Source organism: Klebsiella aerogenes KCTC 2190 (assembly GCF_000215745.1).
Lineage (GTDB): Bacteria > Pseudomonadota > Gammaproteobacteria > Enterobacterales > Enterobacteriaceae > Klebsiella > Klebsiella aerogenes.
On the sequence record NC_015663.1, the window covers coordinates 775,026 to 797,091 of the forward strand.

20 protein-coding genes and 4 pseudogenes are annotated in these 22,066 nt (G+C 51.2%); 14 read left to right on the forward strand and 10 right to left on the reverse strand.

Features of this window, described 5'->3' with window-relative positions; translation table 11 throughout:
- Positions 1-123: 123 nt before the first annotated feature.
- Positions 124-561 (reverse strand): annotated as a pseudogene (locus EAE_RS03775) (transposase); the annotation flags it as partial.
- Between EAE_RS03775 and EAE_RS03780 the strand changes: the two are divergent.
- The 5 genes and pseudogenes from EAE_RS03780 to EAE_RS25180 all read left to right on the forward strand — a co-directional run.
- Positions 559-1,380 (forward strand): annotated as a pseudogene (locus EAE_RS03780) (phage terminase large subunit family protein); the annotation flags it as partial. The pseudogenes EAE_RS03775 and EAE_RS03780 sit on opposite strands and share 3 nt — an antisense overlap.
- Before the next feature lie 2 nt (positions 1,381-1,382).
- A pseudogene (locus EAE_RS03785) lies at positions 1,383-2,428 on the forward strand (phage portal protein).
- Positions 2,429-2,770: 342 nt separating this feature from the next.
- The gene (locus EAE_RS03790) at positions 2,771-5,221 is read left to right on the forward strand and encodes a hypothetical protein (RefSeq protein WP_015703527.1); all 2,451 of its coding nucleotides are present in this window, start codon (positions 2,771-2,773) and stop codon (positions 5,219-5,221) included.
- Positions 5,222-5,667: 446 nt separating this feature from the next.
- Positions 5,668-6,767, forward strand: a protein-coding gene (locus EAE_RS03795; RefSeq protein WP_116289549.1) for an IS3 family transposase whose coding sequence is annotated in 2 segments (ribosomal slippage) — positions 5,668-5,923 and positions 5,923-6,767 — 1,101 coding nt in all. Because the reading frame shifts where the segments join, the coding sequence is not laid out codon by codon here.
- Positions 6,768-6,858: 91 nt separating this feature from the next.
- Positions 6,859-6,966, forward strand: a pseudogene (locus tag EAE_RS25180) (site-specific integrase); the annotation flags it as partial.
- A gap of 34 nt (positions 6,967-7,000) precedes the next feature.
- Here the strand turns inward: EAE_RS25180 and EAE_RS03800 are convergent.
- The 7 genes from EAE_RS03800 to EAE_RS25185 form a co-directional block, all read right to left on the reverse strand.
- The gene (locus EAE_RS03800) at positions 7,001-7,600 is read right to left on the reverse strand and encodes a hypothetical protein (RefSeq protein WP_015703530.1); all 600 of its coding nucleotides are present in this window, start codon (positions 7,598-7,600) and stop codon (positions 7,001-7,003) included.
- A 2-nt stretch (positions 7,601-7,602) separates the two neighbouring features.
- The gene (locus EAE_RS03805) at positions 7,603-8,046 is read right to left on the reverse strand and encodes a hypothetical protein (RefSeq protein ID WP_162872033.1); all 444 of its coding nucleotides are present in this window, start codon (positions 8,044-8,046) and stop codon (positions 7,603-7,605) included.
- Positions 8,047-8,468: 422 nt separating this feature from the next.
- Positions 8,469-8,768 carry a DUF1889 family protein gene (locus EAE_RS03810; RefSeq protein ID WP_015369626.1) on the reverse strand — a complete coding sequence of 100 codons (300 nt, stop codon included), beginning with the start codon at positions 8,766-8,768 and terminating at the stop codon, positions 8,469-8,471.
- 243 nt (positions 8,769-9,011) lie between these two features.
- Positions 9,012-9,224, reverse strand: coding sequence for a hypothetical protein (locus EAE_RS03815; RefSeq protein WP_015703532.1), 213 nt, complete (start codon positions 9,222-9,224; stop codon positions 9,012-9,014).
- Positions 9,225-9,281: 57 nt separating this feature from the next.
- Entirely contained in the window at positions 9,282-9,710 is a 429-nt protein-coding gene (locus EAE_RS03820; RefSeq protein WP_015703533.1) for a WapI family immunity protein, read from the reverse strand.
- A 219-nt stretch (positions 9,711-9,929) separates the two neighbouring features.
- Positions 9,930-10,226, reverse strand: a complete 297-nt coding sequence (locus EAE_RS03825; RefSeq protein ID WP_015703534.1) for a hypothetical protein — start codon at positions 10,224-10,226, stop codon at positions 9,930-9,932.
- 228 nt (positions 10,227-10,454) lie between these two features.
- Positions 10,455-10,625 carry a hypothetical protein gene (locus EAE_RS25185; RefSeq protein ID WP_015369621.1) on the reverse strand — a complete coding sequence of 57 codons (171 nt, stop codon included), beginning with the start codon at positions 10,623-10,625 and terminating at the stop codon, positions 10,455-10,457.
- A 36-nt stretch (positions 10,626-10,661) separates the two neighbouring features.
- Here EAE_RS25185 and EAE_RS25190 point away from each other — a divergent pair, with 36 nt between their 5' ends.
- On the forward strand, positions 10,662-10,898 hold the full coding sequence (locus tag EAE_RS25190; RefSeq protein WP_223848493.1) for a hypothetical protein: 237 nt from the start codon (positions 10,662-10,664) through the stop codon (positions 10,896-10,898).
- Between the two features lie 260 nt (positions 10,899-11,158).
- Here the strand turns inward: EAE_RS25190 and EAE_RS03835 are convergent, their stop codons facing one another.
- Positions 11,159-11,851 carry a helix-turn-helix domain-containing protein gene (locus EAE_RS03835; RefSeq protein WP_015703536.1) on the reverse strand — a complete coding sequence of 231 codons (693 nt, stop codon included), beginning with the start codon at positions 11,849-11,851 and terminating at the stop codon, positions 11,159-11,161.
- 322 nt (positions 11,852-12,173) lie between these two features.
- Between EAE_RS03835 and EAE_RS03840 the strand changes: the two genes are divergently transcribed.
- The 8 genes from EAE_RS03840 (at position 12,174) to EAE_RS03875 (ending at position 20,943) form a co-directional block, all read left to right on the forward strand.
- Positions 12,174-13,742 (forward strand): arylsulfatase, encoded by a 1,569-nt coding sequence (locus tag EAE_RS03840; protein ID WP_015703537.1) that lies wholly within the window; start codon positions 12,174-12,176, stop codon positions 13,740-13,742.
- 82 nt (positions 13,743-13,824) lie between these two features.
- Positions 13,825-15,120, forward strand: a complete 1,296-nt coding sequence (locus EAE_RS03845; protein WP_015703538.1) for an anaerobic sulfatase maturase — start codon at positions 13,825-13,827, stop codon at positions 15,118-15,120.
- Positions 15,117-16,115 carry an AAA family ATPase gene (locus tag EAE_RS03850; RefSeq protein ID WP_015703539.1) on the forward strand — a complete coding sequence of 333 codons (999 nt, stop codon included), beginning with the start codon at positions 15,117-15,119 and terminating at the stop codon, positions 16,113-16,115. Before EAE_RS03845 ends, EAE_RS03850 begins: the two co-directional genes overlap by 4 nt.
- A complete protein-coding gene (locus tag EAE_RS03855; RefSeq protein ID WP_015703540.1) occupies positions 16,115-17,017 on the forward strand; it encodes a DUF58 domain-containing protein in 903 nt (300 codons plus the stop codon). The genes EAE_RS03850 and EAE_RS03855 overlap by 1 nt, the downstream gene beginning before the upstream one ends.
- On the forward strand, positions 17,018-17,458 hold the full coding sequence (locus tag EAE_RS03860; RefSeq protein WP_015703541.1) for a DUF4381 family protein: 441 nt from the start codon (positions 17,018-17,020) through the stop codon (positions 17,456-17,458).
- Positions 17,451-18,428: a VWA domain-containing protein gene (locus EAE_RS03865; RefSeq protein WP_015703542.1), complete on the forward strand. Its 978-nt coding sequence runs from the start codon at positions 17,451-17,453 to the stop codon at positions 18,426-18,428. The genes EAE_RS03860 and EAE_RS03865 overlap by 8 nt, the downstream gene beginning before the upstream one ends.
- Positions 18,425-19,948 (forward strand): VWA domain-containing protein, encoded by a 1,524-nt coding sequence (locus EAE_RS03870; protein WP_015703543.1) that lies wholly within the window; start codon positions 18,425-18,427, stop codon positions 19,946-19,948. Before EAE_RS03865 ends, EAE_RS03870 begins: the two co-directional genes overlap by 4 nt.
- Complete coding sequence (locus EAE_RS03875) at positions 19,945-20,943, forward strand: BatD family protein (protein WP_015703544.1); 999 nt, start codon at positions 19,945-19,947, stop codon at positions 20,941-20,943. Before EAE_RS03870 ends, EAE_RS03875 begins: the two co-directional genes overlap by 4 nt.
- Positions 20,944-21,057: 114 nt before the next feature.
- Here the strand turns inward: EAE_RS03875 and EAE_RS03880 are convergent, their stop codons facing one another.
- Positions 21,058-22,053, reverse strand: coding sequence for an HAD family hydrolase (locus EAE_RS03880; protein ID WP_015369609.1), 996 nt, complete (start codon positions 22,051-22,053; stop codon positions 21,058-21,060).
- Between the last annotated feature and the right edge of the window lie 13 nt (positions 22,054-22,066).

The window sequence follows — 22,066 nt, forward strand, 5'->3', positions numbered from 1 at the left end:
ATTAAGCCACTCGAAAGAGTGGCTTTTTTGTTTTCTGTTTTTTAAGTAGCGATGAAATGGCGGTAGATTTTTTCCCGCCATTTTCCTGAGCACATAAAAAACCCGCACGCGGCGCAATGCCGTTCACTTAAGCGGAGCGGCATGAGAGTTCACCGGATAGCGGGTTTTTGACATCTTAACCGCCCTCGGCCTTGATGGTCGGGGGCGTTTTGTTATGAATACCACCTCAAGATTTCCACGCAGGTGCTCCAGCCGTCTCGGGATGGTTCCCGGCGATACCGTATTGCCCAGTACTATCATTTTCGTCGCGATAAACTAGAACGCGAACTTAAAGCTTATTTCTGAGGGCGCTTTCCTGTGTTTCTCCGCCGCCCTTGTCGACTCACGCCGTATCAGATTATAGGCCAGTAACATTCCCCATACCTCCTGCTCCAGCAGGTCAACTTTACGGCTTCTCAGCACCAGCGCATTATCCAGAAGACTGCTTTTCAGGTTTCTGAACCCGACCTCGATTTCCCAGAGTGAATGATAAAGCTCTGTCACATCCTTTGCCCGATACCGCACAGGGCTGGCGAGTTGTTCAACAAAGGACGCAGCAGTATCGCCGAGCGTACCAATATCAGTCATACCGTGCTTGCCGGTGGCTGCACGTTGTTTGACCTTAACCAGCTCAAACGCGAAAACAGCACAGAAGACTTTAAAAATCTGTTTATGTGCGAATCTGTCGACGACAAAGCGTCGGTGTTCCCGTTCGAAGAGCTACAACGCTGCATGGTCGACATGATGGAATCATGGAAAGACTTTGCCCCGTTCGCCGATTATCCATTCGGATCCCGCCCGGTCTGGATTGGCTACGACCCGTCACACACTGGCGACAGCGCCGGGTGCGTCGTACTTGCTCCGCCGGTGGTCTCGGGTGGCAAGTTCCGCATGCTGGAGCGCCATCAGTGGAAAGGCATGGACTTTGCCGCGCAGGCAGAGGGGATCCGCAAGCTGACAGAGAAATATAACGTTGAATACATCGGCATTGACGCGACCGGCCTCGGCCTCGACGTTTATCAGTTGGTACTCTAATTCTTCCCGGCAGCGCGCGGTATCCGTTACACACCTGAAATGAAAACCGCAATGGTGCTCAAGGCAAAAGACACCATTCGCCGCGGCTGTCTGGAATATGACGCCGGGGCAACCGCCGTCACGCAGTCGTTTATGTCCATCCGCAAAACCATGACCAGCAGCGGGAGCAGCGCCACCTATGAGGCCAGCCGCACCGAGGAAGCCAGTCACGCCGATATCGCATGGGCAACCATGCATGCCCTGTTAAACGAACCGCTTTCTGCCGGTAGCGGCATGCAGCCTAAATCTATTCTGGAGTTCAATTAAAAATGGGTAAGCAAAAATCCCGTAAAGCCGCTGCGCAAAAGGCCAGCAAGTCACAGCAACTAACCGCCAGCGCACCGCCAAAAACAACAGCGTTCACCTTCGGTGAGCCAGTGCCGGTACTCGATAAGCGCGATATTCTGGATTATGTCGAGTGCATCAGTAACGGCAAATGGTACGAGCCGCCGGTCAGTTTCTCCGGGCTGGCAAAGAGCCTGCGATCTGCCGTACATCACAGCTCACCGATTTATGTTAAGCGCAATGTGCTCGCCGGTACCTATATCCCGCCCCCGTTGCTGTCTCGTCAGGATTTCAGCCGCTTTGCGCTCGACTATCTGGTATTCGGTAACGCCTTTCTTGAGCAACGTCACAGCGTCACCGGCCAGTTAATCAGGTTGCTGGCCTCACCGGCTAAATATACCCGGCGCGGGGTCGACGACTCGGTTTTCTGGTTTGTGGAAAACTTCACTCAGCCTCACGAATTCGCCCCTGATACGGTTTTTCACCTGCTGGAGCCCGACATCAATCAGGAGATTTACGGCTTGCCGGAATATCTCAGCGCGCTTAATTCCGCTTGGCTGAATGAATCCGCGACACTATTTCGCCGCAAGTATTACCAGAACGGCGCGCACGCAGGTTACATCTGTATGTGACCGACCCGGCGCAGAGCGCGACCGACGTCGAATCGCTGCGCGAGGCGATGCGTAACTCGAAGGGGCTCGGCAACTTTAAAAACCTGTTTTTCTACGCTCCCGGCGGGAAACCGGACGGCATCAAAATCGTGCCACTGAGCGAAGTCGCCACAAAGGATGATTTTTTTAACATCAAGAAAGCCAGCGCCGCCGACCTGATGGACGCGCACCGCGTACCGTTCCAGCTCATGGGCGGCAAGCCCGAGAATATCGGTTCACTCGGTGACGTTGAGAAAGAGGCAAAAGTCTTTGTGCGTAACGACCTGTCGCCACTACAGGACAGATTCAGGGAGGTAAACGACTGGCTCGGCACGGAAGTCATCAGGTTTAAAAATTACAGCCTCGATAACCCGGAATAATCATCCCCAAGCCGCCGCGATGATGGCTTTTTCATATCCCGCTATCATCACGCCTCAGACGCGCCACACGCGCACGACCACAATCGACCACAACGAGCCAACAGCGACCACGACAGCGCCGTCACGACGCGCTCAGACGATAATATTTAATAATGCGCACCACCGCTGGCGCGCAATGCTTTCCCCGCCACGCCTGCCCGCTTTATCGGTCGATTTTAATGCAGTTGCATGTTATAAAAAATCGATGAACAACAAGGCCTGCGCGAGCAATCAAGACACGCTCAAACGAATGCATTTGCATGCACCACTCGCATGCAGACCATTTTGGAGGAAAATTCAAGCATGGATATATTAAATAAAATCATCCAGGACGCTAATAAGCTTTCACTTGCTTCTGCAAACGAGGCTGAAACCCGACTTAAAATCATCGATAGTATTTTATTTGATGTTTTGAAATGGACAAAGGATGATGTAAATGTCGAGCCTAGAGTGAGCGAGGATGGTCACACTACATTTGCAGATTATGTAATCAGAACTGCAAGCACTGCATTCATAGTTGAGGCTAAAAAAATAGGTGAAGCATTTCATACAAAGCAATTCGATCGACGTCTAAAACTAAATAATAACAATCTTGAAGGGGCCTTTGGGGATGCAGTAATCCAAGCTCGTGATTATTGCAGAAAACTTAGCATACAGTTTGCCGTAGTAACAAATGGAGAGCAATGGATTATATTTCCTGCAAACAGAACAGATCAAATTGCATTCAACTCATCTTATGCAATTGTGTTTAACAATCTCCAAAGCGCTCTGAAAGATGACTATACTGAATTCTATGATCTATTATCGAGAAAAGCAGTAATCAATTCTAGTTTAGAAGTAACATTACTTGGCAACAGAGAAGACCAAATAGAAGAGCGAAGATTAAAAAACACCACTCGCAAAAGCGCTTCATACGATGCCAAAAACCCAATATATCCTTTGGTAGAAGAAGCTATAATAACATCATTTTCAGACACTATAACTGAGATAGATTCAGATTTATTTGAAAGGTGTTATGTTAATACACCTGACAGGATGAAATTTGATAGGCGTGTGAACATGCACATATCAAAAAGTCAGCATCTGTTTAACACAACGCCTATCAGACCAATGCAAAGAAGGGATGCGAATGCTTTTAAAGATTCTTTGATGCGCGCAAAAAGAAACGCCAAGCCTTTAGCGATTGTTATTTTAGGAACTGTTGGCGCAGGAAAAACAACATTCCTTCATTATACAAGAAACGTTTCAGCAGTTGATTTTTTCACTAAATCCCCTGACAAACCATATCCACATTGGATAAAAGTTGATTTTCTACAATATACAAATGACATCACTCCAATTGATTATATTTACAACACCATCAAAAATTACATAATCAACGACGATTTCTTTAGCAATTATGAATTATGCATACAAAATGCCTACAAGGAAGAAATAGCATCAATTGTAAAAGGCCCGGCATTTTTGATTTCCAAAGACGAACAAAGAATAAATGAACTAATCACTCACAAGCTTAGCTCTGACTACGAAAAAGTTAAGCCATATGCAGACCAGCTAATAAGTTATGCGGCTAAAAACACCTCAGTTTTCTTAGTCGTAGATAACGTTGATCAACTTAATGAAGAAGCGCAATCACAAATCTTTACTGACTGCGTAGCATTCTCCCAAAGATTAAAATGTAATTTAGTTATTTCTCTTCGAAGTTCCACCTATGTGGAGCACAGAAATTCCGCAGCATTTAACGCGTTCGACTTCGATCCAATATTAATTGAACCTCCAAAGGTTGAAGCCGTACTGTCAAAAAGATTTTTTTTGGCAAAAAATATGTTAGAGGGAGAAGATGGTGATTTCGAGTCTGATAATGGAATGCGTTTCCATGTAGATAATAAGGCTGATCTAATCAGCCTACTACAAAGTTCAGTATTAGGGACTGAAATTGGTAATTTATTAGAAGTGCTAGCTGCTGGTGATATACGCAATGCTTTAAGAATGACTCGCGAATTCATCGAGCATGGATATACTAACCCCGGAAAAGCCATGAGGGTTTACAAAGAACATGGAACGTATGTATTACCAAAACACGAAGCCCTACGAGCAATTTTGTTAGGAAATCAGGCCGTGTATTCTGAGGCATATTCTTTAGTCGGAAATCCTTTCGACTCTCGAAAAGGAAAAACAAACTTACAATTACTACGACTTTTTGTACTTACGGCACTGGTACAATATAGTGCAGATCCTGCATTCCAATACATAGACGGAATAGACATTCGTAAAAACTTAAGAAAAATTGGCATTGGTGATGATGACACTCTAAGTGTATTAAAAGACTTGTGCACATTAAGATTTATCAGCACCGCTGGGCACGACGTTCCAGAATTTAAATCAAGTTATTACCCAACAAGATTAGGAGGGTATATAACAAAAGAGCTAATAAGCAATTTCACATATATTGAATGCACCATGATGGACACATTTATAGCCGATGAAAAGATCTGGGAAGAATTAAAGAACTTTGAGAGACTAATAGTGAACTCATCAAATGATGTAATTAAAAGACTAAGTTTCAGAAAGGAAAGAGCATCGATTTTCTATAATTATATGACAACACTTTATAGTTCTTTATTTGAAGAAGCAAATAAACGGTTACTACCAAAAGAATGGCGTTCAAATCCATTAGCAGAAGCACAATATGCTTTTGATGAAAATCTCAATAAGGCACTTCAATCAGCTCAGCGTAACTATGGTGAGCGCTAAAAAGAGAAAAGCCACACCTGAGAGTGTGGCTCCTTAACATGTGAAATGGGAGGATTCCTTTTTCTGAGGACATCAGTATATTGCATCCTCCGCCCTTTGAAAAGGATAAAATCATTGAAATAAAAAGCAAAAAAAAGAACATCACATTATCCTATTGAGTAGTAATGGTTATTTTTTTAAGACTGGATAAAAAACCATACAAAAGATGAGATTTAGCTCTCAATTTCATGATGTAAATCTATCTAGAGGAATAATGAAAAATGTTTTTCTAGTAAAATTTCATATACAAATTAGCACTCTAAATTACTTTTTTAACCCCGCTAGCACTAAATACTAGCTATCACACCTACGGGGCTCACATGTCTAATGATCTCCTCCCTGAAAACAGTACCAGGCTAAACTGAAGTCTCCGGTCTTTCTTCCATCTCAAAGAGAGGCACATCGCCATGAAAAAGACCCGTTATACCGAAGAACAGATCGCGTTTGCGCTGAAACAGGCCGAAACCGGCACCCGCGTCGAGGAAGTCTGCAGAAAGATGGGCATTTCTGAGGCCACGTTTTACAACTGGAAGAAGAAATTCGCCGGTCTGGGCGTAACGGAACTGCGCCGTCTGCGGCAACTGGAGGATGAAAATCAGCGGCTGAAGAAACTGGTGGCAGACCTGAGTCTGGACAAAGAGATGCTGCAGGAGGTACTGAAACAAAAGTTCTGAGGCCGGCTCAGAAGCGCCAGGCGGTGCATTTTCTGCAGGAGGCCTATCGTATCAGTGTCCGCCGGGGATGCGGGTTGCTGATGCAGAGCAGAACTGTCTACCACTGGCAGAGCCGGCGTGACGATCGGGCGATAACCCTGCGTATCCGGGAAATAGCGGAAACCCGGATACGGTACGGTTGCCCGCGTATTCATATCCAGTTGCGGCGGGAAGGCTGGCAGATTAACCACAAGAAAACACACCGGATTTATTGTCTGGAAGGCCTGAATTTGCGCAGAAAGCGCCCCCGCAGGCATGTCAGTGCCGCACGCCGCCAGCAGCGCCCGGCCCTGACGCATATCGAGCAGTGCTGGAGTATGGATTTCGTGTCGGATAGTCTGTTTAACGGGCGGCGTTTTCGGGCGCTGACTGTAGTGGATAATTTTAGTCGGGAGTGTCTGGCGATCCATGCCGGAAAATCGCTGAAAGGCGAGGATGTGGTCAGCATAGTGGAAGCATTACGGGTGCTGGATAAACGCCTGCCGGTACGTATCCAGACGGATAACGGCAGCGAGTTCATCTCGAAAAGTCTGGATAAATGGGCGTATGAGCACGGTGTCACGATAGACTTCTCCCGTCCCGGGAAACCGACCGATAACCCGTTTATTGAGTCATTTAACGGCAGCCTGCGGGACGAATGTCTGAACATTCACTGGTTCCTGTCACTGGAAGATGCGCAGGACAAACTCGACAAGTGGCGCAGGGAATATAATCATGAGAGGACGCATTCATCACTAAATGACATGACTCCGGCTGAATTTATCCGAAGTCTCCAGAAAGACGAAGATCTCTGATTTAGCACTGCACTGATTTTGGGCCAGGGTCAGAAAAACGGAACTCTCAAAAAGTGCGTAGAACTAAAACAGGTGTGCTTACACTACATGTGTGCTTGGACATACTGACATTAAGATGACGATGCGCTATGCGCACTTTGCCCCTAACCATTTAGAGGATACAGTGAAACTAAACCCTCTAGCAGACACTCTTCCCTAAAAACCAATCAAGAAAAGAAACCTTACCTTGATGATTACGAAGGAGTGAATTTTTGGGGTGTTAGCAAGCTAATTTCACTTTCCTGAATATCGGCGAAAGGTACAGCAATATGTTCAGGGGTTGGAAGTGGACTCAGACTGCTCAGAGCATCCGCGCATGCCTCCTGTGCTGCGGTATTAATTATCTCAACTTTAGCAACTGCCTCGGCTTCTGTATTTGGTATTGGATTTAGATTCTCGTCCAGTAATCCACTAGCTTGTGGGAGGGAGTGCATGTTTGCCAAAATTGTTACTAATGGCGCTATGCTTTTTGAAGCAACCTCAACTCTCGGGTCTGTCACAAACTTAAATACACCGGCACCAGTGACTTCAATCACTGTGGGATGGGCTCCCGCAAGATCGGTATTTCTGTGCGTTAAAAGGGCAAGACAAACACATGCAAACAATGAGACTGCCGCCGCTAGAAACGGAACCCAAAACAAAGACTTATCCACATAAATCAAAAAACTACCAATCACACATAAAATTCCTGTAATGATACCGAGAATAACTATCACTGACTGGCTTTTTTTAGCATCTACATTTACAGCAGCATTCGCGCTAAATGGCACTGTAGCATCATTTTTAGGGGCCATTTTTATCTCACTATGCTGATTGTTCCATCGTTATTCTTAATTGCATTAAACTCTGGTGGAACAAATGGATGTACCCCAAATCTGCTATTGAACAGCTGAATGATGCTTAAAGTATTATTTTTATAATAAATAGATGTTTCAGAATCAATAAAACAATTCAAGAGTTCAAAATGTTGAGAATTAAGGATAAGACGGCACTTATCAAATCGACAAGATGTAAAGCGCCAACCATCCAAAACAATGTCTTTCTGATTGAACCACAAGCTTTCTGCCTCACGCATAACTAGAGGGGGAGGAACAGGTAATGGTGGGGGCGAAGGAATTGGCGGCGGCACAAATGCCCCTGTTCTGTTATTCTTATTACTGGGTTGTCCGAAGCGCTCAATTGCTTTCGCTAGCGAATTCGCTGCAGCATCAAAAGAATTTGATCCATCGTTAACCATCATGTCCCCTAGCTTGTATATAGCAACTTAAGTTTACATAATCGTTGATCTAAATTGCTTGGTCAACAGTGGGATACAGGATGTCTGCGCTTAAAAGTCTTCCTTAATCTTAGAAGGTTAAGCTTCGCTGTAAATGAGTGTCGATAAAATGGCGATTGAAATGAAGAATCAAAACAATCAGTGATAATCCATGACTACATAACAAATTGTTTTTAAACATAAATAATTGATTTTCTGTTGTTATGACAGGAACTCATAATCGCTTGGTCGTTGGTTCAAGCCCAACAGGGGCCACCAAATATCAATGGCTTACGATTACTCGTAAGCCCTTAGTCTTTTCCAGGATACCGACAGGAAACGGCATGCAAGTACTGCGGAGTACAAACGCGCCTGTAAAGCTGATGCTCAAATTGAGCAGAACTGCCTTATACCAGCGCCCGCAGCTCCTCGCGCATGTATGAAGAAAAGTACTCAGGATTCTTAATAACTATACGCTCGCCGGACTCAATTCGTTCCGCCCATCCCGCTAACGTTTTAGTAAATTCAGGATCCCAGCCCTCTTGAGTGCCCCGGGCATATACATCAGCTGCGCTGGCCGGTGCGCCTAACTCGTTAAGATACTTGAAAATGCCTTTAGCCGTACTTTCATCCATGGTGTGCGGTGCTGAAGATGACGTGTTCATGCCATTAATAAAATCCAGTGCTTTATCAATTACTGCTGACATATTCTTATCCTTAAAATATCCACGTTCGGTACAAGGCTATAATATGGACTATATTTTGCTTAAGTATCAAAAGGTTTATCCATTTAATTGTTCAAATGTGAGCTATGCACAAATGGCTGATTTTTTATCTGGCAGCCCCTCTTACATGTGCTCACACCCTCCGGCAAAAAAGATCCTCTGATAGTGATAAGTCCAATCCGTCCAAATCTCAAGAATCTGAGTAATGAATCAAAATGATTGGCTCTACTTTTCGCCTTTTACTATATCCACTATCCAGGCTACCACGTAAGCCAGCGCCATAAACCCGACAAAGCCAACCATCTTCATGCCCCAGCCTTCAAGCACAAAAAGGCTACCCAGCGCGGCGATAGAACAAAGGCAGGTTGTGATAGCTTCCAGCAGACTCGCGGACTGAATCCCGATGGATTGGCATAGATTAGCAAGAGCAGATTTCATAGAGTAGCATCCTGGCGGCTTCTAATTAAATATCTGACTTATCAATACTCTAATGCATCATCTTTGTAAATTGATGATCTCTTCCAGACCAGCAATGAGCGCGGGAAAATAGCTTTCATCAAGCCCCAAACAATCACTGATCACTACGCTTTCAGCCGGGTTTTCTGGCCTCAACGTTAACGACATAAGTGCTCCATGGCCAAAAGATGATGGTGTAAATACCAGATTTAGCTGATTTTCGGTGCTTTCAAAAATAACATCGGTATGGGCATTTTCATTTATTAAGTGGGTATGTAACGCGATAAGTTTATCTTTCAGTTCGGAAAGTTCACCAACGTTGAAAGAAGCTTGATATTGTACATTCAATTCAGGGAGGTGATATTCGACGTAGGTTTTTATCCAATCATAAGCAGGTGCATTAGGTGTATTTTCTCTTTCAAATGCGGAGATTCTTAATATTTTCTTATCACTTATTATTTCGATCATGCTTCCCCTCAACAACTTGTATAAAAAAAAACCACAGTCCAATCCTGCTCCCTAACGACTATCTCAATAGTATATTTATTATATAAGGATTTAGCGGTGCGAATGATTTAACTACCAAATATTTTTATATTGACGTTGTTAAAGTTTGATTCACTGTACTAGTAAAATAATCTATGCATTGAAGCATAAACCACTACAAATCCCCCCACACCCCCACCATCACAGCGCTTCCCACATATAAAACCAGTGGGTGGCGTCCCGACAAACGGTGCGGAACATGGCAGCGGAGACCAGCTGATAGCGGCGGTCCTGAGATTTCGCGGGTGTATAAGCGCACACGTAGCGCCCGCTATTGGCGTCGGGCAGCCCCTCTTTAACCGACATCCAGGGGAGAATCAGTTGCTCCGGCGGAACGCCCGCCGAAATGGTATCGATCACTTCATGCGCCAGCGCCCGGGCATCGCGGCTATAGGGGCCAACGGCAACCTGTTCACAATGTCTGAGTAAATGTTCCATTAATTATCGTTTCCTTTTTTGAGTCTCTATTTTCCCTTAATTATTGCAAAGATATCATTGGAAATAACTATTATTTAATAGGATTTAATGGTACTTATTTACTTAAAAATAAATTTTTAATACGAAACTATAATGACTCGTATTTATATCTCATTGATATAAAAAAGCCATTATCCACTATCTCTGTATCAACATAACTGGATAATGGCTAATTCAGGCAATAACGCACTATGCGCAATTGGCCGTGAACTCTACCGGCAAGTCGCCATAAAACCAGCCATCGTCCTGTTGGGTGAGATCGACACGGATGGTCTTCTTCTCGCCAAACAGAAACTGCTTCACCAGTACCTTACGAGTAAAGACGCCGCCGACGTTAATACGCACGCCGTGATGTTCCACCTTCTTAACCCTGATGGTTCTGGTGGAATAATCTATTTGAATATCAACATGTTCTCCGTGACGAGCAATGAAAGCTGCGATCCTGACATGCCCCCCATTTTTGGAGAAAGAGATAAACGGCTGACTCTTTCTACCGCGCCTTCCCTTTTCTATATTAACGAAATTGTTTACGTCAGAGCGCGCTGCACCATTGAACACAAAGAAGCCTCCCTTCTCAGCAAAATCGTATCCCTTAAAACGAAAAAACAATGGTTTATTTCACTAGCAGGATGAATTTATGACAGAATAATTAACTGCATTTTAGATATAACCACAAATAAAATCAAACCTACAAACGGTCATTGTAGAGCAACTATCTCCCCATTCTCATCGCGGTAAGAGAAACACGACGGGCTAGATTCCGCACGGCAACTGGCTTCGGCAAACATGATTCGTCGCCCAGCGGGCAAGCGTAATAAAGAGTAAAGTAATCCCAGGATCTGTTAGACGGCCTCTGCGCCACTGAAATGACGTTCGCGCCCAGTCACAGGAGGTTAAAATTTCTCCGGCAGTTCGTGCGCAATATCGATCAGTTCACCGTTCTCCATTTTGATATATCCCCCTTCTTTAAGCTCAGCAAGAATTTTGAAAAGGTAGCTACGCGACATTTTGGTTCTTTTCAGAATAAAGCTAGCCAGGCTTCTATCATGTAATACTCCCGCATCCTGCTGTTTTTTGTAACGGTAGATCATTGATTTAATCGTATCATAGCGTGAAGGTAAATTCTTTTCGTGATGCGCATCAATAATCAGCGATAGCTGAAATGCCATGATTTCCATCAGATAAGCAAACCGATCGCGTTGAATAAAATAGTGTTCAAACGCTTCCTTACCGCAGGTCACTATTTTGACATTTTTCTTCGCCGTATATTTTAGCGATAACGCTGGACCATAGCTTTCAATAATGCCAAAGATCATACCGCGGATCCCCTTACCGATCTGCAGCATGTCCAGCGTTTTACTCCGCGCGCCGCGTTTACTCGCGGAACCAAAGCCCGCGTTGTATTCCACCTCTATCGCAATAATGCCTTCAACAACAATAACCACTTCGCCGGGTTCTATTTTAAACACACCGTTATCTTTGATGATTCGTGGCTGATTTGCCGAGATCAGCGGTTGAATCAACTCAAGATCGCTGGCGACAACATGGTTATATTGATCAATAACATCGGAATAAGTCGTTTTCATGTTGCCTCATTAATGCCTATTTATTTAAATATGCATAAAAATAATCTGGCAAAGTTAACCCTGTCAATTAAAGATAGCATTTTTAGTTCATCCTGCCATTTATTTCAGTCCGTTTAGAGACTCCACTCTCGTATCGACCGATACGTCTAAATAAAATACCAACACCGACGAGAACCGTTTAACGTTTTCTTGCCCATTGAAGCGTCTAATTTATTTTTAACCGAAAACATCCTTGCTAATTTAAAAATAAATTAGACGCTTCGTTAACAACCTATTTTTCCAGATCATTTAAAAACCCGGAAAAATAAAAGGATAGCGAGCTATGTTTAAAAATATTCCCTTTAAGAGAACAATGTTGGCCAGTATGCTGACATTAGCTTCCGGCGCGGTGACCGTTGCTCACGCAGCCGACGCCGCAGCGCCGAAGCAGGATGCTAAAAAGCCTAACATCGTAGTTATCTTTGGCGATGATATCGGCTACCTGAACCTGAGCACCTACAATCAGGGTCTGATGGGCTACCAGACGCCAAACATCGACAGCATCGCCGCCCAGGGCGCGAAGTTTACCTCCTACTACGCCGAGCAGAGCTCCACCGCGGGTCGTTCCGCCTTCATTACCGGCCAGATGCCGTTCCGTACCGGGATGAGTAAAGTCGGGATGCCGGGAGCGCCGCAGGGTCTGCAGAAAGAAGATCCGACCATCGCCAACGTCCTCAAACAACTGGGTTACGCCACCGGGCAGTTTGGTAAAAACCACCTTGGCGATCGCGATGAATTCCTGCCGACTGCACATGGTTTCGATGAGTTCCTTGGCAATCTCTATCACCTGAATGCCGAAGAAGAGCCGGAAAATCCGGATTACCCGAAAGATCCCAACTTCCGCAAACAGTTTGGCCCGCGCGGCGTGATCAAGAGTACCGCTGACGGCAAGATTGAAGATACCGGTCCGCTGACCGTGAAGCGTATGGGCACCGTGGATGAAGAAACCCTGGCCGCCAACAACGACTTTATGGCGCGCCAGGTGAAAGCCGGTAAACCATTCTTTACCTGGTTCAACACCACCCGTATGCACAATAAAACCCACCTCAAAGACGACAGCGTTGGCGTCACCGGGCTGGGAACCTATGCCGATGGCATGGTTGAGCACGATAAAATCGTCGGCCAGGTGCTGCAGAAAATTAAAGATCTCGGCATCGAAGATAACACCATCGTTATCTACACCACCGATAACGGCCCGATGACCGCCACCTGGCCAGACGCAGGCGAAACCCCGTTCCGCGGTGAGAAAAACACCGGCTGGGAAGGCGGCTTCCGCGTACCGGCGATGATCAAATGGCCGGGCCACATCAAACCGGGCACCGTGGTGAACGATATGTTCGCCAGCTACGACTGGTTCCCGACGCTGGTTGCCGCTGCCGGCGACAGCAACATCAAGCAAGAGATGCTGAAAGGTTATAAAACGCCGTCCATCACCTACAAGGTTCACCTTGATGGCTATAACCAGCTCGACTTCCTGCAGGGCAAAGGGAAAGACCAGCGTAACGAATTCTTCTACTGGAGCGATGACGGCGATCTGCTGGCGATGCGTCAGGGCCGCTGGAAGATCCACTTTATGATCCAGGAACACACTGGTCTCGATCTGTGGCGCTATCCGTTCACCAAACTGCGTACCCCGCTGATCTTCGATCTGAAAGTCGATCCGCTGGAGAAAGGTTCCGACGGCATGGGCTACGACACCTGGTTCTACGATCGTCTGTTCCTGCTGGGCGGCGCGCAGAAGTCGGCAAAAGATATGCTGGCGACGTTTAAAGAATTCCCGCCGCGTCAGAAGCCGGGCTCCTTCACCGTCTCCGATGTCAGCGCGATGCTTGACCAGGGCGCGCACAAATAACCCTGTTATCAACTCCAGGGCGGTTCGCCGCCCTGTTTTTCTCCTCGCCTTACCCTCGACCTGACTAATCCGGGAGTTATTTATGAAACACAGCACCACCGTGCCTGTTAACGCATTACCTTCGGCAGAAAAGTACGCGGGTAACGGCCCCGCCTACCAACGTCGCTTTCATGTGATGGCGAAACCCACCGGCTCCGCCTGTAATCTCGATTGTAGCTACTGCTTTTACCTGCACAAAGAACACTTACTCCAGCAGGAAAAGCGCAGCTATATGAGCGATGAAACGCTGGAAAACTTTATCCGCCAGTACATCGATGGACAGGATGGCGAACAGGTGGTCTTCTCCTGGCAGGGCGGCGAACCGACCCTGATGGGACTGGAGTTTTTCCACAAAGTGGTGAAATTCCAGCAGCAATATAAAAAGCCCGGCCAGCGGATCGAAAACGATCTGCAAACCAACGGTATCCTGATTAACGATGCCTGGGCTGAATTCCTCAAAGCGAATCATTTCCTTGTCGGCCTGTCGATTGACGGCCCGCGAGAGCTGCACGACCGTTATCGCATCACCCGCAGCGGCAAACCGACGTTTGATAAAGTGATGGCCGGCGTCGACGCCCTGAAGCGCCACGGCGTACCATTCAATGCGCTGGTGACCGTCAACCGTACCAACGCCCGTTTCCCATTAGAGGTTTACCGCTTTGTTACCCGCGAACTGGGGGCGACCTACGTGCAGTTTAACCCCTGCGTCGAACCGGTGGACTTTACCCAGACCGCGCCCCATTTCTGGCGTGATGACAGCATCCCTACCGTCGGCAGCCGCCGCGCGCGCCCCGGCGATTTAGACTCCATCGTCACCGACTGGTCGGTCGACCCGGACGACTGGGGACGCTTCCTGATCGCCACTTTCGAAGAGTGGGTGAACAACGATCTTGGCCGCGTCCAGGTCAATCTGTTCGAAACCGCCGTCGCCCAGATGATGGGCATGCCGGCGCAAATTTGCACCACCGCGGAGTTTTGCGGCAAAGGGCTCGCGGTCGAGAAAAACGGCGATGTTTTCTCCTGCGACCACTATGTCTATCCCGAATATCAAATCGGCAATATTACCGATAACAGCCTGGCGCGAATGGCTTTCTCCGAACGTCAGCAGGCTTTCGGTATGGGTAAATGCGACACGCTGCCGCAGCAGTGCAAGCAGTGCCCTTACCTGAAGCTTTGCCACGGCGAGTGCCCGAAAAACCGTCTGGTGCTCACCGCCGACGGCGAAGCCGGGCTGAACTATCTCTGCCCGGGCATTAAAGCCTTTTTCAACTATGCCGAGCCGATTCTGGCGGGCATCGTCACCCTGGTGAAACGCGATTTTAAAGGAGTTAGCCGATGAACCTTCGCGATAAAATGTTACAGCTGGAGCAGCGCATGAACGCGCAGGTGCTCGGCCAGGAAAACGTTGTGCGGATGCTGCTCATTGCCCTGCTCTGCGATGGGCATATCCTGCTCGAAGGGCTGCCGGGGCTGGCGAAGACCCGCGCCGTCCGCGAGCTGGCGCGACATATCGCCGGCGAGTTTCGCCGTATCCAGTTCACTCCGGATCTGCTGCCCTCGGATATCACCGGCAGCGAGATTTATCAGCAAAATGCCAGCCGCGAAGAGGAGCAGTTTCGTTTTCGCCCGGGACCGGTATTCGGCAACGTGATTCTGGCGGACGAAATCAACCGCGCCTCGGCCCGCGTGCAGTCGGCGCTGCTGGAGGCGATGGAAGAGCGCCACGTCACCGTGGCGGGCAAAAGCTGGCCGCTGCCGGGCGTGTTTATGGTGCTGGCGACGCAGAACCCCGTCGACCAGGAAGGCACCTGGCCGCTACCGGAAGCCCAGCTCGACCGCTTTCTGATGAAAGTACAGGTCGACTATCCATCAAAAGAGCATGAGCAGCAGGTGATGCAGCTGGTTCGCGCCGAGCAACAGGCGAAATATGGCGTAGCGGCAAAAACCGCCCCCGCGCCGGAAGCGGAATCACTGCGGTTCAGCCAACAGGAGATCGCCTCCTGCTGGCAGGAGATAAGCGCCATCCACGTCGCGCCGATTATCGAAACCTGGATAGTCGAACTGGTCAACGCCACCCGCCAGCCGCAGCACATCAGCGAGCAGTTAGCCAGCTATCTGGCTTACGGCCTGAGCCCGCGAGGCACCTTAGCGCTGGAGCGCTGCGCCCGCGCGCAGGCCTGGCTCGCGGGACGTGACGCGGTTCGCCCGGAAGACGTGCGTTTTATCGCCCCGGCGGTGATGCGCCACCGCTTGATGCTGAGCTATCAGGCCAGCGCCGATGGTTGCAGCGCCGACGATGTGATTACCATGCTGCTGAACGCCGTGGTGATCTAATGAACGAACTCTGCGTGAATCGCCAGATGCTGCTCGACCTCGGGCCGCAGGCGCGGTTGATGGCTAACCCGCCGGGGCAGATCCCGCCGGGCGCGCTGTCCGGCGAACGCGCCTCCCGCCAGCAGGGCCGTGGGCTCAACTTCGACAGCCTGCGTCGTTATCAACCCGGCGACGACGTACGCATGATCGACTGGCAGACGACCGCCCGTCTGCGTACGCCGTGGGTGCGCCAGTACAATGAAGAGCGCGAACGCCCGGTCTTTTTGCTGGTCGACCAACGATTAGATATGCATTTCGCCACCCGCGGGCAAACTAAAGCGAGCGCCGCGGCCAAAACCGCCGCGCTACTGGCCTGGCGTAGCCATCATGATGGCGATCGTCTCGGCAGCCTGGTGTTTAACGATACCACGCTGGCGCTGCAACCATGCAGCGCGCCACGGCGCACGCTGCCAGCGCTGCTGGATAATCTGACGCATTACAACCAGCTACTGGCGCAGCAATATCCTCACGAACCTGAGCGCACGCAGACGCTAGCGCAGGCGTTACAACGCGCCGCCAGCGCGATTCCACGCGGCGCCTGGGTCGCTATCCTCAGCGATTTTCACGATCTCGACGCCCAAGCGAAGGCCATGCTGGCGCATCTGCGCCGTCGCTGCGAGGTCAGCGCATTTGTGCTGTTCGACGACTTACACCTTCGCCTGCCGCGCTCCGGCACGCTGGCCGCCTGCTACGGCGGGCGCAGCGCCAGCGTCACCCTCACCTCCGCGCTCAGCGCCGATATTCGTCAACACATCATCGGTCGGCTGGCGCGTCAGCAGCAGCAACTCAACCAGTTGGGTATTCGGGTTAATCATCTGACGGTAACTCAGGACCTGCTGCGCCAGTTACAAAAAGGGCTTTAAATGTTTGAGAAAGGCTATGCGGTGCCGGAGCTACTAACGCCCGCGCTGCCCCCCGCCCCCAGCTGGTTTCCGCTACCAATCGGCTGGCTGATTCTGCTCGCGATTGCCGTAGGCCTGGCGGCGCTGTTCCTGCTTATCCGCTACGCCCGCTGGCGGCGCAACCGCTGGCGACGAGAAGCGCTGCTGGCGCTCAATCATCCGCATACCGTCGATAGCTGGATGCAGCTGATTAAACGCGTGCAGCTGGTCCACCAGCCGCGCCAAACCGTTAGCCAAACGCTGGCGCCGGAAGCCGTGCTGGTGTCGTTGACGCTGGATGCTGACCTGCGCAACCAGCTCATCGCCCGCTACTGCCGGGCCGACAACGCCCTGAACGACCAGCAGACGGCGCGGCTTCGCGCTCAGCTGGCGCAGTGGCTAAAGGAGCTTCCACATGTCTGAATGGCTCGCCCACATTGATTTCGCCTGGCCCTGGGCCGCGCTACTGCTGGCACTGCCGCTGCTCACTCGTTTTCTCCCGCTACCGGCAAAAACCACCGACGAGCGCGTGCGGGTACCGTTTTTACCCTCACTCATTGACGCGCTACAGCTCGATACCCGGCCAAAACGCGGAAATGGGGCCAGCGCCGTGCTGTTCTGGCTTATCTGGTCACTGCTGGTTTGCGCGCTGGCGCGGCCGGAATACCTGACGCCGCCACAATATATTACCAGGCCGATGCGCGACATCGTGCTGATCCTCGATGTCTCCGGGTCAATGGCGAAAAATGACGTCCAGGGCGGTAATACGCGCCTGCAGGCGGTACAGCAATCGGTGCGCAAGTTTGTCGCCGCCCGCCAATCCGACCGCATCGGCATGGTCATCTTCGCCAGCAAAGCCTGGCCCTTCGCCCCGATAAGCGAAGATAAACAGGCGCTGCAAACGCGCATCAATCAGCTGGCGCCGGGCATGATTGGCCAGCAAACCGCTATCGGCGATGCGCTGGGCGTGGCGGTTAAGGTGCTGGATAATGGCCCCGATAAGCAGGCCGATAAGCTGGCGATTTTACTCACCGACGGCAATGATACCGCTTCGCAGCTGTCGCCTGAACTGGCGGCAAAGCTTGCTGCCGACCACCATGTCCGGGTTCATACCATCGCCTTCGGCGACCTCAGCGATACCAGCAAAGACAAAGTCGATTTGCCGCTACTGCAGCGCATCGCGAAAACCACCGGCGGCCAGAGCTGGACCGCCGCGCATTCCGGCAGCGCGCTGGATAGCGTCTGGCAACAAATCGACGCCCTCACTCCGGCGCAGGTCAAAAGCCTCGGCTGGTCCTGGCATCAGCCGCTCTATCCGTGGCCGCTCGCCGTCGCGCTGCTATTGCTACTGCTGGCCGCCTGCGGCCGTGTCCTCAGGGAGAAAATGGCATGAGCGATTTTCACTTCCTCTATCCGTGGCGCTTAACCGCGCTGCTGCTGTGTCTGCTGGTGGCCTGGCTTCCTGGCTACGGCGCTTCCGCCTGGTCAACGCTAATGGATAAACCTTTTCGCGCGTTGATTATTCAACGCCGTCGCAGGTTAACCCGGCTGCTGCCGTGGCTACTCACACTCGGTGTCATCGAACTGGCGGGCCCAAGCTGGCAGCGCGAACTCCCGGCGGCGCTGACGCCGCAAAGCAACGTGATGGTGATTCTGCAGCAGGATCTGGCGATGTATGCCCAGGATCTTCCCCCCTCGCGTCATCAGCGCATGCAGCATAAAATCGCCGCGCTGATGCAACAGCAGCCCGGTTCGCATTTCGGTCTGGTGGTCTACAGTAGCCAGGCCTTTCTCACCACGCCGTTAACCCAGGATCCGCAGTTTTATCAGCTATTTCTCAACGCCCAGTCGCCCTCTTTGCTGCCGGAAGGTAGCGGTTCCGCCCTGCCGCAGGCCGTCGCACTGGCGTTAAAAAATCTGCCTACAGACAAAGACAGCCCGCGTAGCCTAATCCTCGTTGCCGATACCCTGTCGCCTGCCGATGTCACCTGGCTGAAAGGGCAACATCTACCGCTGCAAATTTGGGTACCCGGCACCGCCGCGGGTGGAACGCTGCCGGATAAGTATGCCAGCCTCGGCATCGATACCCGGCTGAACGTCGATCGTTTCCGCCAGTTGCGCGACGCCGGGATCCCGGTGACGCTGGCCAGCGATGATGGCGACGATCTGCCGATCATCGCCAGCCACATTCAACAATCGGTGACTCAGCAAAATAACGCCCGCGAGGATCTGCACTGGAAAAACAGCGGCTACCTGCTGATCGCGCCGATGCTGTTCCTGCTGCTGTTCTGGCGACGCCAGTTACTGATGGTAGCGCTACTATTTCCCGCGCTGCTGTGGTCGCCGCACAGCGATGCCGCCTGGCTCGATGCCTGGGTTCGCCCCGATATTCAGGGGCAGCACGCCTTTCGCCGCGGCGACTACGCCGCTGCCGCCGGGCATTATCGCGATCCGTTATGGCAAGGTATCGCCTGGTATCGGGCGGGCGACTATCCTGCCGCCGCCAGCGCGTTTCGCGCCGCGCCGCCAACCGCGGAAACCTTGCTGTGGCTGGGCAACAGCTATGCTCAGCAAAAGCAGTGGCAGCAGGCGCTCGACAGCTACGATCGCGCCCTCTACCTACATCCTGACTGGTCCATGGCGCTGCAAAATCGCGATAAAATCTCGCAGATTGTGATGGGCATTCGCCAGCAAGAGCGCGAGCGCCAACAGGCGCAGGGCGATGCGATGGACGACGGCCCAGATAAGCTGGTCCACGACCTGCAGAAAAACCAGGGCATCGATCAGCAGCAAATCGGCGCTATTGCCGGGGAGAGTCCGCAGGTTAATCAATGGTTTGATGCGCTGGATGTTTCGCCTACCGGGCTACTGAAAAGCCTGTATCGCAACGGCTCAGGAGATACCGCACCATGAACAAAGCGCTACTTTTTCTGCTGGTTGCCACGCTTCCGGCGCATGCGGCGATGGATATCACCCGTGAACTGGAAGCGCCGGCGCAGATCGTCCCCGGCCAGCCGGTTCGGGTGGCGATCACCTGGTGGACCGATAGCTGGTTTAACCCGCCGCCGCAGTGGCCCGAGTTTGCCGTCAAAAACGGCGAACTTCTGAATACCGCGTTGCCTTCACAGCTGGTGACGCGCAAAAAGAACGGGATCGTCTGGAGCGGCATTCGCCTTGAACGTCAGGTCAGCGCCTGGCAGCAGGGCGTGCTGCGCCTGCCGGCGATCGACATTACCGCGACCTCCGCCAATCAGGCGCCGGTCACGGTACATCTTCCGGCGCTGGAACGCCCGGTAAACTGGCCGGCCAATACCACTCAGGCGGACCATTTTTTACCGGCCAGCCAGCTGACGCTCAGCCAGCAAATTCAACAGTACCACGCGGGGAAAGACGCCACGCTGCGGGTTGGTGATGTCGTTGACCGTATCGTGACCGTCGAGGCGCGGGATGCGCTACCGGGGCAAATTCCACCGCTGCTGTACGCCATTAACGGTAGCGAAAGCCAGCGTCTGGCGCCGGTCAGTGAGGCATTAAAAAGCGAGCGCGGCGATATCATAGGCGCTCATCGGGTGGAGCGGCTGCGTTATCTGCCCAGCCATAGCGGCACGCTGACGCTACCACCGATTAGCTTGCGCTGGTGGGATACCGTTAATCATCAATGGCAAACGGCAAAGCTGGCGGGAGAAACGTTGAACGTCGCCGCGGCGCGACAGGGCGGCGCGGAGCAAGCGCTGCGCGGTACCACGGGAATGGTCACCTGGCAGAGCCTGATGTGGATAGTGATTGCCGCCGCCGCGGTCGGAGGCGGATGGTTTGGCCGCCGCTGGTGTTATCGAACGCTTCTCGGCATTAGTCGACGCTGGCGGCGTTTCTGGCAGCCGCAGCCGTTGCCGCCGCTGGCCCCTTAGGCAATTTTCCGTGGCGCAGGGAGCGCACAGAGGGCGGCCCGTCGCCACCAGGGATTTTCCCGGAGGCGGCGCGTTGCGCCTTATCCGGGCTACCAGACTGCCCGGCGGCGTTTTTTATTTCGCCTGACACTGCGCCGGGTCGTATATCGTCTTCCAGTCCTGCTGCATATCGACAACCGTCCAGCCCTTCTGTTTCGCCTCTGTCAATCCTTTCACCAGCTTGCCGCTGGCGGAAGGATGGCTGTCGTAGGCATACTCCCGCGCCGCATCGGTATGGTGTACCAGCAGCTCGAAGGTTTTATAGTTTGGGTTGGCAGCGGTGTACTGCAGCATCGCCAGATCGCCATCGCTGTTGCCGAAAGCCGCAACCGGGCGCTGCCCCATAAACAGGTGGATCGCCACCGGCTTGGCCGCGGCATCATCATTAAATGCGCCTTTCATCGTCTTGCGAAGCTCGGTGCCATCGTCCGTCAGACTAAACTCGCTGAGCGCGAACGAACCGATAACCTGCTCCGGCGGGATATCGTACATTTTTTCCGATACCACCCGCATAAAATCAATCCCGCCGCCTGAAACGATCCACGTTTTAAAACCATTGGCGCGCAGATAGTCCAGCAACTGGCGCATCGGCTGATATCCCAACTGGTCGTAGCGACAGCCGGTACGTTTATCCTGATGGCTGTCAAACCATGCGCTGACCCGCTGACTAAACTCTTCGGTGGTCATGCCGCTATGGGTTAACGCCAGCAGCTTGAGCAACCCTTTTTCGCCGCCCGCCGCTACCGTTTTCAAATCGTTGTTCAGTACCGCCGCCACCAGCGGATCCTTTTTCCACTCCGGATGGTCGGGCGCCAGCCGTTTCACTTCATCCACCGCGAACTGTAGTTGGAAAGTCAGCGGCGCTTCCGGCCACAGGGTGCCGTCATTATCAAAAACCACGTAGCGCTTATCCAGCGGAATAAAGTCCGCCCCGCCTTCACGCGTCGCCCCCTGCACCCATTGCTCAATCGCCTGTTTAGCAGGGGTATCTTTCCATGCCGGCAGCATATCGGTGGCTGCCGCGCTGGTGAAGCTCAATAGCAGCATGCTGAGCAGTACTGTTTTTTTCATTGTTTTTCCTTCT